Raw genomic sequence first — 14,730 nt, 5'->3', positions numbered from 1 at the left:
TTTTTGAAACTGTGTTTTAGTCTTCGGCAAGCAGAAATGATTTTCCTATGTTGAGTAGAATATTTCTGTAAGAGTAAATGTGCGTTTTGTACTTTTTTATGGATTTTTATTTTCTTGAAAGACTGATTTTTCTAGAAAGCCGACGAACGGTAGGGCATGTTTTTTGATCGTCCGTTCTGTTCGAGTAAGGAGCACTGGATGTTACGTTTGAACCTGCCTCCTGTAGCTGCCGCAGGCTGCGATCTTTTTGCTCTGGTCTCAAGAGATCGTAGCCTCGTTTCACTCGACAGCTCCTACAAGCCCTTGCCAGGAAAAAACCAAAAGAGTACAAATGTACTCCATGACGACTCTGACTCCCCGCCGTACCGCCATCCTGACCTTTATCCGCGATCGCATCGCCGAGCATGGCCAGCCTCCGAGCCTCGCTGAAATCAGCGAGGCGTTCGGTTTTGCCTCCCGCAGCGTGGCGCGCAAGCATGTGCTGGCGCTGAGCGAAGCCGGGTTTATCGAGGTCAACCCAAATCAGGCCCGGGGCATTCGCCTGCTCGGGCAGCCGCCGCGTCCCGAGTTGCTGGATATCCCGGTGCTCGGCCGGGTGGCGGCCGGTGCGCCGATCGGGGCCGATGCGGAGGTCCATAGCCGTCTGCTGCTCGATCCGTCGATGTTCTCGCGGGTGCCGGACTACATGTTGCGGGTGCGGGGTGACTCGATGATCGGGGACGGCATTCTCGACGGCGATCTGGTGGGCGTGCACCGCAGCCCCGAGGCCGTTAATGGCCAGATCGTCGTGGCGCGGCTCGACGGTGAAGTCACCATCAAGCGCTTCGAGCGGGTCGGCGATGTGGTTCGCCTGCTGCCACGCAACCCGGCCTACCAGCCGATCATTGTCGAGGCTGACCGGGACCTGGCCATTGAAGGCGTGTTCTGTGGCCTGGTGAGGCAAGGCTGATGGGTGCCGTCGTTGCGCTGGACACGTTGTTCAATGGCGGCCAGGTCTGGAAGGGCCGGCCTGCGCCACCGGCTGCCAGCCCGCAACCCACCGGGCATGCCGCGCTGGACGCCGCATTGCCCAGTGGTGGCTGGCCGGAGGCGGCGCTGACGGAAATCCTGTTGGCCGGGCAGGGCGTGGGCGAGTTGCAACTGGTGTGGCCGACGCTGGCACGGCTGTCGGCGGCGGGAGAGCGCATCGTGCTGGTGGCGCCGCCTTATGTGCCGTATCCCCTGGCGTGGCAGGGCGCCGGAGTGGATCTGCGTCAGTTGTCGATCATCCAGGCCAGTGAGCGCGATGCGCTGTGGGCGGCGGAACAATGCCTGCGTTCGGGCAGTTGCGGCGCGGTGCTGTGCTGGCCGCACAAAGCCGATGACCGCGCCTTGCGCCGCTTGCAGGTGGCGGCGGAAACCGGCCAGACCCTGGCCTTCGCCTATCGCCCCCTCGGTGAAGCGATCAACCCTTCGCCGGCGGCCCTGCGCATTGCCATCGATGCCCGGCCGGCACAACTGCGCGTGCTCAAGTGCCGCGGCGGCCTGGCCCGTTCGGCGCCGATTGCCTTCGCCGTGGGGCATTGAGGTTGCCATGCGCTGGGTCTGCATTGTTTTCCCGCAATTGGCGCTGGACGCGGTACTGCGCCAGCGCGCCGATCCCGATGAACCCCTGGCGTTGCTGACCGGCCCGGCCCAGCGCCGGGTGCTGCAGGCCGTCAACGACGCGGCGCGGGCGCTGGGTTTGCGTCCCGGCCAGTCCATGAGCGCGGCCCAGGCCTTGAGCAAAGGCTTTGTCACGGCCGAATACGACGCCGCTGAAATCGAACACTGGCAGCAATTTCTCGCCGCCTGGGCCTATCGCTTCAGTTCCCAGGTCAGCGTGCATTACCCCCGGGCCGTGGTGTTCGAGATCGAATCCAGCCTCGGCCTGTTCGGCGCCTGGCCACAATTCGAAGCGCTTTTGCGCCGTGAGCTCGGGGAGCTGGGGTTTCGGCACCGCATCGTGGCCGCGCCCAACCCGGTGGCGGCGCGGGTGCTGGCCAACGCCTATGACGGTCTGGTGGTCCCGAACGATCAAGCCTTGCAGCATCACCTGGGGCAAATGCCCGTCGACCGGATCGGCCTCGAAGCACCGGTCGCCACGGCCTTGTCGCGCATGGGCCTGCGCACCTTGAGCCAGGTGCAGGCGTTGCCCAGGCATAGCCTGGCCCGGCGCTTTGAAGCCCAGGTGCTCAAACATCTGGATACCTTGTTCGGCCAGCGGCGGCTGGCGCTGGCGTTTTACCTGCCGCCGGACCGCTTCGATGTGCGTATCGAACTCAACTTCGATGTGCAGTCCCATCAAGCCTTGCTGTTCCCGTTACGTCGGTTGACCGGCGACCTGTCGGCGTTCCTCTGCGGTCGCGACAGCGGCGTACAACGTTTCGACCTGCATCTGGAGCACGCCGGGTTACCGGACACCGTCATCAAGGTCGGCCTGCTCAGCGCCGAGCGGGATGCGGCGATGCTCTTCGAACTGGCCCGGGGGCGGCTGGAGCAGATCCAGGTCGAGGCACCGGTACGCGGTTTTCGCCTGCGTGCCGAAGACCTGCCGAGCTTTGTGCCCCAGCATCAGGAACTGTTCGACGACCGTCCGCAGCAGTCCTTGCCCTGGGAGCAACTGCGCGAACGCCTGCGTGCGCGGCTGGGGGATGACGCGGTGCATGGCCTGCGCTTCCAGGCCGATCACCGCCCCGAGTGCACGTGGCAGGCCAGTGCCGACAGCCAGCCTTGCGCGGTGCCGGCCGCCGTGAAACGGCCGGGTTGGCTGTTGACTGAGCCGCTGGCCGTGCATCAGGGCTCGGCGCGCATCCTCATGGGGCCGGAGCGTATCGAGTCCGGCTGGTGGGACGGCGGCGACGTGCGCCGCGACTATTACCTGATCGAAACCCGTGCCGGCCAACAGGGCTGGGCCTTCCGGGCGGTCGGTGAGGACGGCCCGTTGTGGTTGCAGGGCTGGTTCGCATGAGCATCGACTATGCCGAATTGCACTGCCTGTCGAACTTCAGTTTCCAGCGCGGTGCCTCCAGTGCCCTCGAACTGTTCCAGTGCGCGAAAAAGCAGGGTTATCAAGCCCTGGCGATCACCGACGAATGCACCCTGGCGGGCATCGTTCGCGCCTGGCAAGCGGCGAAGTCCGTGGAGTTGCCGCTGATCATCGGCAGTGAAATACGCATCGAGAACGGTCCGAAACTGGTGCTGCTGGTGGAGAACCTCGAGGGCTATCAGACGCTGTGTCGATTGATCACCCGCGCCCGGCGCCGCACGCACAAAGGCCAGTATCAGGTGCTGCGCGAAGACTTCAGCGAACCCTTGCCGGGGCTGTTGGCGTTGTGGGTGCCGGACGCTGTCGATGCCTTTGCACAGGGTCACTGGCTCAAGCAGGTCTTCGCCGAGCGCCTGTGGCTGGCCGTGCAGTTGCATCGCGGTCAGGACGATGCCCGGCGCCTGGACGGTCTGCTGACCCTGGCCAGGGCGTTGCGTATTCCTGCGGCCGCTTGCGGCGACGTGCACATGCACGTGCGCGGCCGGCGCGCCCTGCAGGACACCATGACCGCGATCCGTTATCACCTGCCCGTGGCCGATGCCGGGTTGCGCCTGCACCCCAACGGCGAACGCCATCTGCGCAGCCTCGACGTGCTGCAGGCGCTTTATCCGCCCGGCTTGCTGGCCGAAACGCTGAACATCGCCCGGCGCTGCATCTTTGATCTTGGTCAGTTGCGTTACCAGTACCCCCGCGAACTGGTGCCGCAAGGGCACTCGGCCACCTCGTGGCTGCGTCATTTGACCGAGGAGGGCATCCAGTGGCGCTGGCCAAAAGGGCCGAAAAGCGAAGTGCTGGGGCAGATCGACAAGGAGCTGCAACTGATCGCGGAGCTGGGCTATGAAAGCTATTTCCTGACGGTCCACGACATTGTCCGCTTTGCCCGCACCCAGCACATTCTGTGTCAGGGGCGCGGCTCGGCCGCCAACTCGGCGGTGTGTTTTGCCCTGGGCATTACCGAAATCGACCCGGATCGCACCACGCTGTTGTTCGAGCGCTTTCTCTCCAAAGAGCGCAACGAGCCGCCGGACATCGACGTCGATTTCGAGCATGAACGCCGCGAGGAAGTCTTGCAGTACGTGTTCCAGCGTTATGGCCGTGCCCGGGCCGCGTTGACGGCGGTGGTCAGCACTTACCACGCCGCCGGTGCGGTACGGGATGTGGCCAAGGCACTGGGCTTGCCGCCGGACCAGATCAATGCCCTGGCCGATTGCTGCGGTCACTGGAGCGATGAAACGCCCCCCGTTGAACGCCTGCGTGAAGGCGGTTTCGACCCTGAAAGCCCGGTGTTGCGTCGGGTGCTCAGCCTGACAGGGCAACTGATCGGCTTCCCCCGGCATTTGTCCCAGCACCCCGGCGGTTTCGTGATTTCCGAGCAGCCGCTGGACACTCTGGTGCCGGTGGAAAACGCCGCCATGGCCGAGCGCACCATCATCCAGTGGGACAAGGATGACCTCGATGCGGTCGGTTTGCTCAAGGTCGATATCCTGGCGCTGGGCATGCTCAGCGCGATTCGCCGATGTTTCGATCTGCTGCGCCGGCACCGGGGTCTGGACCTGAGCCTGGCGAGCATCCCGTCCGAAGATGCGGCCACCTACGAAATGATCGGTCGGGCCGACACCATCGGCGTGTTCCAGATCGAGTCCCGGGCGCAGATGTCGATGCTGCCCAGGCTCAGGCCGAAGACGTTTTACGATCTGGTGATCGAGGTCGCCATCGTTCGGCCGGGGCCGATCCAGGGCGGCATGGTGCATCCGTACCTGCGGCGACGGAACAAGGAAGAACCGGAGGCCTATCCGTCGCCGGAACTGGAAGTGGTGCTCAAGCGCACCCTCGGCGTGCCGCTGTTTCAGGAACAGGTGATGCAGATCGCCATCGTCGCCGCCGACTACAGCCCCGGCGAGGCCGACCAGCTACGCCGCTCCATGGCCGCCTGGAAACGCCACGGCGGGCTCGAGCCGCACAAGGAACGGCTGGCCGTCGGGATGAAAAAAAATGGCTACACCACCGAGTTTGCCGCGCAGATTTTCGAGCAGATCAAGGGTTTTGGCAGCTACGGTTTTCCCGAATCCCACGCGGCCAGTTTTGCCTTGCTGACCTACGCCAGTTGCTGGTTGAAATGCCACGAGCCAGCGGCCTTCGCCTGTGCGCTGATCAACAGCTGGCCCATGGGGTTCTACAGCCCGGACCAGATTCTGCAGGATGTCCGGCGTCATCATTTGCAGGTTCGCCCGGTGGACGTGCGCGCCAGTGACTGGGATTGCAGCCTGGAACCGATCAGCGATGCGCAACCGGCGATTCGCCTGGGCCTGCGCATGATCAAGGGCTTTCGTGAGGACGATGCCCGACGCATCGAGGCGGCCCGCTCCAAAGGCGCGTTTGTCGATATCGCGGACCTCGGCGAACGGGCGCGACTCGATGCCCGCGCCCAGGAGCAACTGGCCGATGCCGGTGCGTTGCGTGGTCTGGCTGGCGACCGGCATCGGGCACGCTGGGAAGTGGCCGGCGTACAAAAGCAGTTGGGTTTGTTCGCCGGCCTGCCGAGCCAGGAGGAGGACGTGGTGGCGTTGCCCAAGCCCACCGTGGGCGAGGACCTGCAAGCCGATTACGCCAGTGTCGGCACCACCCTCGGGCCGCATCCGCTGGCCCTGTTACGCGCTGAATTGAAGGCGCGGCGCTGCCGCAGTTCGAAGGAGTTGCTGGACGTCGAGCACGGTCGGCCAGTCAGCGTTGCCGGGCTGGTCACCGGTCGACAGCGCCCGGCCACCGCCAGCGGCGTGACGTTCGTCACCCTTGAGGACGAGTTCGGCAACGTCAACGTGGTGGTGTGGCGCGACCTGGCCGAGCGACAGCGCCAGGTGTTGGTCGGCTCGCAGCTGCTCAAGGTCGATGGACGCTGGGAAAAGGAGGGCCAGGTGCGGCATCTGATTGCCGGACGTTTGAGTGATTTGAGTGCGTTGCTCGATGGCATCACTGTGCGCAGCCGGGATTTTCACTGAAACACGCATTTCCCTGTAGGAGGCGGTGCATACTATGAAAGCCCAGAGGTTATTTGAATCAGCTATACCTCTATGAAACGAATAGCCTCCAGAATGCTCGAAACAGACGGGTGCAATTTACCGGGATAGAGCCAGCCGATGCAGTTTCTAGCGGATAGCCACGGGTGTGCCGGATGGAACGGTGAAATGGCCGGGCGCATTCGTGCGTTCGACTGGAGCCAGACCGAACTTGGCCCACTCGACTCATGGTCCAGGAGCCTGAGCAGTGCGGTGCAGTTGATGCTTGCCTCGCCGCTGCCGATGGTGATGCTCTGGGGGCAGTCCGGGTACATGATTTACAACGACGCCTACTCGAAATTCGCCGGTGGGCGTCATCCCTATCTGCTGGGTTCCACGGTGGAGCTGGGCTGGCCCGAAGTCGCCGATTTCAATCGCCACGTACTGGATACCTGCCTGGCGGGCGGCACCTTGTCCTATCGCAACAAAGAAATGGTGCTGCTGCGTGACGGGGTTCCGGAAGATGTCTGGATGGACCTCTACTACAGCCCGGTGGCTGACGATGACGGACGTCCGGCCGGGGTCATGTCCATGGTGGTGGAAACCACGGAGCGGGTGATATCCGAGCGCCGGCGACAAGTGGCTGAAGACGCTTATCGTGCGGATAACGAGCGGGTGCGCCTGGCATTGAATGCCGGCGCCTTGCTCGGTTCCTTTGTCTGGGACATCAAGACCGACGTGTTGTCGGGTGATGAGCGATTCGCTCGCACGCTCTCTTATCCAGCCGGGCATGACCTGAGCCACCTGTCACAGGAAATCGCCAAAGAACGGATCCATCCGGACGACCGCAGCTGGGTCCGGGAACGGCTCACACTGTCGGTCGAGACGGGCGAACCCTACAACGTCGAGTACCGGATCCAGCGCCCCGACGGCAGTTACTTCTGGGTGCTCGCCAGCGGTTGTTGCGAATTCGATGAGCACGGCGAGGCGTTTCGTTTCCCCGGTGTGCTGATCGATATTCACGAACGCAAGATCGCCGAAGAGTCCCTGCTCAAGTTCACCCGCAACCTGGAACAGCGGGTGGCTGATGAGGTCGAGGCGCGTCTGGTGGCGGAAGAACAATTGCGCCAGTCACAGAAACTCGAAGCCATCGGCGGCCTCACTGGAGGTGTGGCCCATGACTTCAACAACCTGTTGCAAGTGATCGCCGGCAACCTGCACCTGCTCGCGCGGCATGAGCCGGGTAACGCCAATGTGCAGCGCCGGGTCGCGGCGTCGATTGCCGCCGTCGAGCGCGGTGCCAAGCTGTCCTCGCAATTGCTCGCATTCGCCCGTCGCCAACCGTTGTCGCCTGCGGTCTTCACACTGCGGCAGATTTTCGATGGCCTGGCAGAGTTGTTGCTGCGCGCCTTGGGTGAAACCCTTCAGGTGCACATGACGGCCCCCGAAGATTCGTGGAATGTGTTTGTCGATCGCAATCAACTGGAAAACGCCATTCTCAATCTGGCGATCAATGCCCGTGATGCCCTTCAAGGCGAGGGCAGGATTGATATTTGCGCGGAAAACATCGTCCTTGATCGCGAATTTTGCACGGGAAAAGGCATTGCCGCCGGGGACTATGTGCGGGTGTCCGTAGCGGATACCGGCGTCGGCATGCCGCCGCAGGTGCTGGCCCAGGTGTTCGAGCCGTTCTTCACCACCAAGGCCGACGGTCAGGGCACCGGATTGGGCTTGAGCATGGTGTTTGGTTTCGTCAAACAGAGTGGCGGGCATATCGAAATCGCCAGCAGCCCGGGGCAAGGGACTCGGGTGCAGTTGTACTTCCCGCGCACCTTGCGCGCGCCACCCAGTGAAACGCCGGGCCCTGATGTGCCGCAACGGGGCGGGCACGAACGCATCCTGGTGGTCGAAGACAATGAGTCTGTGCGGGGGGCGGTGGTGGAGTTGTTGCGCGAAGAGGGCTATCAGATCCTCACGGCCACCAATGGTGACGTCGCCATGCAAATGTTGCTGGAAGGGTTGGCGGTGGACCTGATATTCACCGACGTGGTCATGCCCGGCCTGATCAAGAGCGCGGACCTGGCGGCCTGGGCGAAAGTGCAGGAACCACCGGTGGCCGTGCTGTTCACCTCGGGGCATACCCGCGACATCATCTCGCGCAATCACCAGCTCAGCCCCGACACCCACCTGCTGAGCAAACCCTACAATCCCGAAGCACTCAGGCAGATGGTGCGCACGGTGCTCAACGGCTGAAACCGGTGAAGGCACGGGCGCAGGCAAAGGGTTTATCGCGTTTGCGACACGACGACGAACGGACACCGCTGGTCTGACAGGTGGTCGACAGAACGGGCTAACCGAGGCCATTCTGATAGTTGTGAACGCAATTGATCGCGTTTCGCTGCCGATCAACAAACGGAGGTGTTCCATGCCGGTGCCCCATGACCTTTATCAGGATCTGAAACGCTCAAAGGAAGAAATCCAGCAGAAACGCACCAAGGATCCGTTACTGGATTCACTGCTTAACAAGTATTCCCAGGCGGATGCCGAAGTGGTGAAAGCAGAGGAGGCCAAGTCCAGCGATGACACGGTAAGGAAGCTCAAGGAGGTGCGTTTGAAGGTCAAGGACAAGATCGTCAAGCAACTTGGCTCGTCGTCCTGAGCCACCAGCCTGCCACCAATGACCGGTGGCCGAACGGTTGGAACGGCAACCAGAACCGGCACCTCGAATGCTCAGAGACCGACGTTACGGCTCTCAACGAGGTGCCTCATGACCCAGCCCAAATACCCTGTGAACTGAACTCCGCTCCCTGTAGGAGCGAGCTCGCGATGGACGTCAACGATAACGCTGGTTGGCAGGTACCCCGCGGGGTTCTCGGGTTTATCGCGAGCAAGCACGCTCCTACAAGGGGGCTTGAGTGAAATCAGATGCGGGGACTGTTCATTGCAATGCCTTGCTTAACGGCAGCCGCACCATGTTCTGCGCTTTCAGCGAACCGAAATACAACCAGTCCCCATACTCGCGTACGGTGGTGATGGGGGAGTAATTGTTTTTGCTGCCGTCCTGCAGGTTGGCAATCACCTTGCCATCAAGGTCCAGGCCCAGGGCAAACCCGCGTTTTTCCACGGGCCTGGGCAATACGGTCATGGCTCGCACGATCATCTTGCGCACGAACGGATGGGCCGCCGTGCCATCGAGCAACGCGTTTCGGGGGGCATACAGCGCCACCCAGAACCGGTCGTGGCCATTGAACGACAGGTTGTCCGGCAGCCCCGGCAGGTTGTCGATGAACAGGTCATGGGTGCCGGCCTTGGGGCCGCTGAGCCAGTAACGGCTGATGCGGTAGGCGCCGGTTTCATTGACCAGTACATAAGCATCGTCCGGCCCCAGGGTCACGCCGTTGGCAAACTCCAGCTTATCCAGCACAACCGACGTTTTGCCGGTCTGGAAGTCGTAACGCAGCAGGCGACCGTCACCACTATGTTCGATGACGGCCTCACCGTCGTGGCCATAGCCAAAGCGGCTTGAAGCATCGCTGAAGTAGGCGTAGTGACCGGGTTTGTCGATGGTCACATCGTCGGTAAAGCCGAAGGGAACGCCGTCGGCCTCTGTGCTCAAGGCCACCAGGCGCCCCTGGGCGTCGAGGGACAACAAGCCTTTGACGGCATCGGCGATCACCAGCAGCCCATTGGGATGACGGGCCAGACCCAATGGCCGGCCTCCGGTATCGGCCAGGACTTTGGTGGTCTTGCCATCCAGGCTCGTGAGGATCAGGCGACCGTCGTGCAGACCGGTGATGAGTGTGTCGCTTTCCAGCAACAGGGCTTCCGGCCCGTCGATGTCGACGGCACCGACGGGTTCCACCCCCTTGAGCCGATGATTGTCCGCGTAGATTCCGCTGGAGAGGGATGGCGCAAGTTGTGGCGCCCAGGCCACCGGCCGCACCTTGGTCGGCATCAGCAGCAGGAAGGCGCCGATGACGACGATGATCAGCAACAGGCATTTGAAGGCTCTGCTCATGCGCTGAGCCCTGTCGCCGTCAGGTGTTTGTGCGCCATGTCGCGCAATGCCAGCAGCGACGCCGCCGATTCCCGATCGATGCGCCGCTTGAGCAGCAACCGGTTGGCAATCCGCATCGTCAGGCCGCTGAATTGATATTCCAGGGTCCGGACAAAACGTGTGTCGTTGCCCTCGGCATCGCATTCATAGGTCACCACCAGCGACAGGCCATGATCCCCCTGTGCGCATGCACTCCAGCGCCGTCCGGGCAGGTACTCCGCTACCTCCCAGCGCAAGTGCCCGTCGCGGCCGCCGGCGCGGATGTCCTCTTCGAAACGTGCTCCGGCATGCAACGGGCCTTTCGGCCCATCGATATGCAGCGACGACGGATGCCATTGCGGCCAGAAGGACACGGTGCAGGCATAGGCCAGTACATTGATCGGGTTTGCGGCGATGACAATCTGATGCTGCATGCGGGTCATGGGCGTTCTCGTCAGGTTCAACGGCGCAGGTTCCGGCTCCCAATAGAGGGTGCCGAACAGATAGTCCATCAGCGGGAAAACGATGTTGAAATTACGCTCCTGCATCAGTTCGCGGCGGTGATGCAGCTCGTGCAGCCGGCGCATCTGGCGGATCCACGGCAGTCGTGTGAGCGGGTTGCGCAACGGCAGGTGCTCGCAGGCATGAAACACTTCATAAGCCAGGTAACCGAGGACAAGAAGGCCGCCAACCAATCCGGCGACGTTGGTATTGATGTGCTTGAGCAGCCACCAGAGGGGCAGGGCGACGGCGAGGGTGTGCAGCACGATCAGCCACGCCGGAAACAGGATTACCCGCCAGTCGCGGGCGCTGTCGTAGGTCATGTGACCGGGGGTGAAAAAGCTGTGGTGGTCGACTGCGTGACGGGCATAAAACAGCCGGGCGAAGGTCTTTTTATGATGGCCCAAGTGGCGATGCACCACGTACACACCGAGGTTGAACAACAGCAGCGTGACGGGCACCACCAGCCATTCCGCCGGCCGCACTTGATGCACGGTGCTCCAGAAAGCGCTGATCGCCAACGCCCCGAACAACAGGACAAAAGCGCCGTGCAGCCAGGGATTGTAGAGCGGATGAATGTCGGCGCGGTAACGGCTGCGGAATCCTTCGGTGGTCTGCCTCACTGCAATCACCTGTCGTTATTGCCAGATCTTTTCAGATTAGCCGGTCCCGGTGATTTGACGGGCCGAACCTTGAGGCCACAACGGCCATGATCCGGTGCAAACCGGTCTCAGGTCAGCGGGTCCCAGCGTTGCGACCAGTCTTCGTCGGAATCGATAACCTCGCGCAGCAGGTCGAAGGCGCGTTGCAGTGTCGGTGAGTCACGATCGCGCGAATAGACCAGATAGGTCGGGTAGTTGAACTCCGGCGCCTTGGGCACCCGTTCCAGGGCACCGCTATCCAGATAACTTTGCACGACACGGGTGCGGAAGTAGCCGCTGCCGCCGTTTTCGAGTAGGTACTGCAGGCCCAGAGGGCCAAGATTGAAACTCAGCGCAGCCTTGGCTTTTTCCGGCAGGGCGGCGTCGTGCTGGCGCCGGAAATCAATGCCCCAATCGATGTACACATAAGGATCAGGCTTGCCGGCCAGGCGCACGAGAATCAGTTTTTCTTCGAGAATCTGCTCAACCTGCAAACGCGGCCAATACTCGGGCTGATACACCAGCGCGGCATCCAGAACGCCCAGCTCCAGTTGACGCAGCAGGTTTTCGCCGTCGCGGATTTCCATACGCAAGGCGTGGCTGGGGATGTTCTTGCGGATTTCGCCGGCCCAACCGAGCATCAGCGGGTTACACAGACTCACCTCGCCACCGATGTGCAGCACATCGCGATAACCCTCGGGCAATGGCAGATCACGCCGCGCGGCTTCCCAGGTTTGCACCAGTTGATTGGCATACACCACGAAGGCTTCACCGTTGGGTGTCAGGCGGGCTCCAGCGCGGTTGCGCACGAACAGGGTACTGCCCAGTTGGCTTTCGAGTTTTTGTACCCGCGCGGTGATCGCGGTCTGGGTGACATGGAGTTTTTCCGCGGCGGCAGCCAGGCTGCCATGGCGGACGATTTCGAGGAAGGTGCGGGCGAGGTCGATGTCCATGGGGCGGCCGGTGTGGGGAGTGCGGACATTGTAAGAGCACCACCGAACCTGTGGCGAGGGGGCTTGTCGGGTCGCCCCCTCGCCACAGGGCAGGCCAAAACGACGAATCCCGCCACCAAGGGCGGGATTCGTTTGCAGCCTGGCACGCTCCCGAAGCTCGGGAGCCAGGTGCTTACGCCGGGAACAGCTCGGACAGTTTCATCGCCAGCATCATGTCGCCTTCAGCGCGCAGTTTGCCGCCCATGAACGCCTGCATGCCGTCAGTCGAACCGTCGACGATGCCTTCCAGGGTTTCGCCGTCCATCACCAGGGTCACCTGGGCGTCCGGGTTCTCGCCTTCCTGCAGCTCGCAAGTGCTGTCCTTGACGATCAGCGAGAAGTTCTTGGTGTCGTCGATGCGGAAACCGAAGACCAGGTCCAGACCGGCAGCAGCCGCTGGGTTGAACTTGGCTTTCATTGCTTGTACGGCGTCTGCTACGGAGGTCATGGTTCGATCCTTTCTTGGGTAATAAGAGCTGGGTGATTACAGCCAGGGTCACAGTAGTCCGGACTCAGCGAAACGTGATGAGTTCCGGGACCTTCAACAGTTGCAGGTGCGCATGAGCGTTGAAGGAAGCCAGAGCCACCTCGCGACCACGAAACTTAAGCTGGTTGAGCGAGGTGTTGACGATTTGCCAGTTCAATTCAAAGGCCTGCCGGGCAGGCATTTGCGTAATCAGGTGGAGCAGGGCGGTGATGGTGCCGCCGGACGTGAACACGGCGATTTTCTGGGTGTTGTCGGCCTGGTCGAGGATGCGGTGCAAGCCGGCCTGGACCCGCTCGACAAAGCCCAGCCAGCTTTCCAGACCCGGTGTATCGTAGGTGCCGGCCAGCCAGCGTTCGATGATCAGGGCGAAGATACGCTGGAACTCACCACGGTTTTGCGCGGCGTTGCGCAGGATGTTCAGGGCTTCGGGTTCGTCCGGCAGCATGGCCGGCAACAGCGCGCGGATCACCGCATCGGCGTCGAACTCGTTGAAAGCACAGTCGGTTTCCAGGAGTGGCACCGGCAGGCCTACCGCGGCGAATTGTTCCAGCGCGCTGTTGGCCGTGTGCTGCTGGCGGCGCAGGTCGCCCGCCAGGCAACGGTCGAAGCTGATGCCGAGTTCGGCCAGGTGCCGGCCAAGGATTTCAGCCTGTCGAATGCCGGTCGGCGACAGGACGTCGTAGTCGTGCGCACCAAAAGAGGCCTGGCCATGTCGAATCAAATAGATGCTGCCCACGTCCGCGTCATCCCGGTGCGTTGAAGGTTTGGCGAGGTTATGAGGATGGCGGTGTACTGTCAATGAAAAAACATACGCTTGTTTGAAATGACCGTTACAGGCCTGCTGCCAGAGGTTTCACGGCTGGTCGCAAGGTCGGCGCATGGGTATGCTGGAGGTATCCCGCGCGCGTTCGAGTCGCGCATTGTTTGAGGAGTCCCCGTGGAGTTTTTTTCCGAGTACGCCATTTTCCTGGCCAAGACCGTGACCCTGGTGATCGCCATTCTGGTGGTCCTGGCCAGTTTTGCGGCCTTGCGCAGCAAAGGGCGGCGCAAATCGTCCGGCCAGTTGCAGGTCAGCAAACTCAATGATTTCTACAAAGAGCTGCGCGAGCGCCTGGAGCAAACCTTGCTCGACAAGGACCAGCTCAAGGCCCTGCGCAAGACCCAGGCTAAAACCGACAAGAAACAGAAGAAAAAAATCGAGGCCAAACCCCGGGTGTTCGTGCTGGATTTCAACGGCGATATCAAGGCTTCGGCCACCGAAAGCCTGCGCCACGAAATCACCGCCTTGCTGACCCTCGCCACACCGAAGGACGAAGTGGTGCTGCGCCTGGAAAGCGGCGGCGGCATGGTTCACAGCTACGGCCTGGCTTCTTCGCAACTGGCGCGCATCCGCGAAGCCGGCGTGCCCTTGACCGTGTGCATCGACAAGGTCGCGGCCAGTGGCGGCTACATGATGGCGTGCATCGGTCAGAAGATCATCAGCGCACCCTTCGCGATCCTCGGCTCGATTGGCGTGGTGGCACAGTTGCCCAACGTCAATCGCCTACTGAAAAAGCACGACATCGATTTCGAAGTGCTGACCGCCGGTGAATACAAGCGCACCCTGACCGTGTTTGGCGAAAACACCGAGAAGGGGCGCGAGAAGTTCCAGCAGGATCTGGACATCACCCATCAACTGTTCAAGAACTTCGTGTCGCGCTATCGCCCGCAGCTGGCAATCGATGAAGTGGCCACCGGCGAAATCTGGCTCGGCGTCGCAGCGCTGGAAAAGCACCTGGTCGACGAACTCAAGACCAGCGATGAATACCTCGCCGAGCGCGCCAGGCAGTCCGAGCTCTATCACTTGCATTACACCGAACGCAAAAGCCTGCCAGAGCGCATTGGCATGGCCGCCAGCGGCTCGGTCGATCGCGTGCTGCTGAGCTGGTGGAGCCGCTTGACCGAGCAACGCTTCTGGTAAGCCTTTAGCGGGCGTCTGCAAAAAAATCAAACCGCGGATTTTCCGCGGTTTTT

At 62.0% G+C, this 14,730-nt stretch carries 12 protein-coding genes; 7 read left to right on the top strand and 5 right to left on the bottom strand.

Annotated elements, in window-relative coordinates:
• Positions 1-331 precede the first annotated feature (331 nt).
• The 6 genes from lexA to KGA81_RS06590 all read left to right on the top strand — a co-directional run bounded on the left by lexA (position 332) and on the right by KGA81_RS06590 (position 8,719).
• Entirely contained in the window at positions 332-949 is a 618-nt protein-coding gene (gene lexA, locus KGA81_RS06615) for a transcriptional repressor LexA (RefSeq protein ID WP_223545096.1), read from the top strand.
• A complete protein-coding gene (gene imuA / locus KGA81_RS06610) occupies positions 949-1,566 on the top strand; it encodes a translesion DNA synthesis-associated protein ImuA (RefSeq protein ID WP_223545095.1) in 618 nt (205 codons plus the stop codon). The genes lexA and imuA overlap by 1 nt, the downstream gene beginning before the upstream one ends.
• Positions 1,567-1,573: 7 nt before the next feature.
• Positions 1,574-2,989, top strand: a complete 1,416-nt coding sequence (locus KGA81_RS06605; protein WP_223545094.1) for a Y-family DNA polymerase — start codon at positions 1,574-1,576, stop codon at positions 2,987-2,989.
• A complete protein-coding gene (locus tag KGA81_RS06600; protein ID WP_223545093.1) occupies positions 2,965-6,063 on the top strand; it encodes an error-prone DNA polymerase in 3,099 nt (1,032 codons plus the stop codon). Before KGA81_RS06605 ends, KGA81_RS06600 begins: the two co-directional genes overlap by 25 nt.
• A gap of 138 nt (positions 6,064-6,201) precedes the next feature.
• Positions 6,202-8,313 carry a PAS domain-containing sensor histidine kinase gene (locus KGA81_RS06595; protein WP_223545092.1) on the top strand — a complete coding sequence of 704 codons (2,112 nt, stop codon included), beginning with the start codon at positions 6,202-6,204 and terminating at the stop codon, positions 8,311-8,313.
• Positions 8,314-8,485: 172 nt separating this feature from the next.
• Positions 8,486-8,719: a DUF465 domain-containing protein gene (locus KGA81_RS06590; protein WP_223545091.1), complete on the top strand. Its 234-nt coding sequence runs from the start codon at positions 8,486-8,488 to the stop codon at positions 8,717-8,719.
• Positions 8,720-8,998: 279 nt separating this feature from the next.
• On the opposite strand, the gene KGA81_RS06585 is transcribed toward KGA81_RS06590, so the two are convergent.
• The 5 genes from KGA81_RS06585 to KGA81_RS06565 form a co-directional block, all read right to left on the bottom strand.
• Positions 8,999-10,078 carry an SMP-30/gluconolactonase/LRE family protein gene (locus KGA81_RS06585; RefSeq protein WP_223545090.1) on the bottom strand — a complete coding sequence of 360 codons (1,080 nt, stop codon included), beginning with the start codon at positions 10,076-10,078 and terminating at the stop codon, positions 8,999-9,001.
• Positions 10,075-11,220, bottom strand: coding sequence for a sterol desaturase/SRPBCC family protein (locus KGA81_RS06580; RefSeq protein WP_223545089.1), 1,146 nt, complete (start codon positions 11,218-11,220; stop codon positions 10,075-10,077). The genes KGA81_RS06585 and KGA81_RS06580 overlap by 4 nt, the downstream gene beginning before the upstream one ends.
• A 107-nt stretch (positions 11,221-11,327) precedes the next feature.
• Entirely contained in the window at positions 11,328-12,191 is an 864-nt protein-coding gene (locus KGA81_RS06575; RefSeq protein ID WP_223545088.1) for a LysR family transcriptional regulator, read from the bottom strand.
• A gap of 172 nt (positions 12,192-12,363) precedes the next feature.
• Positions 12,364-12,678, bottom strand: a complete 315-nt coding sequence (locus KGA81_RS06570; RefSeq protein ID WP_223545087.1) for an SCP2 sterol-binding domain-containing protein — start codon at positions 12,676-12,678, stop codon at positions 12,364-12,366.
• 64 nt (positions 12,679-12,742) lie between these two features.
• A complete protein-coding gene (locus KGA81_RS06565; protein WP_223545086.1) occupies positions 12,743-13,453 on the bottom strand; it encodes a histidine phosphatase family protein in 711 nt (236 codons plus the stop codon).
• Between the two features lie 201 nt (positions 13,454-13,654).
• On the opposite strand from KGA81_RS06565, the gene sohB reads away from it, so the two are divergent.
• Positions 13,655-14,677, top strand: a complete 1,023-nt coding sequence (gene sohB / locus KGA81_RS06560) for a protease SohB (RefSeq protein ID WP_223545085.1) — start codon at positions 13,655-13,657, stop codon at positions 14,675-14,677.
• Positions 14,678-14,730: the final 53 nt, after the last annotated feature.

The organism is Pseudomonas sp. A-B-19, from assembly GCF_019947515.1.
Taxonomy (GTDB): Bacteria; Pseudomonadota; Gammaproteobacteria; order Pseudomonadales; family Pseudomonadaceae; genus Aquipseudomonas.
Note: the sequence above shows the minus strand (reverse complement) of the source record. Positions and strands in the feature narration are given on the sequence as shown.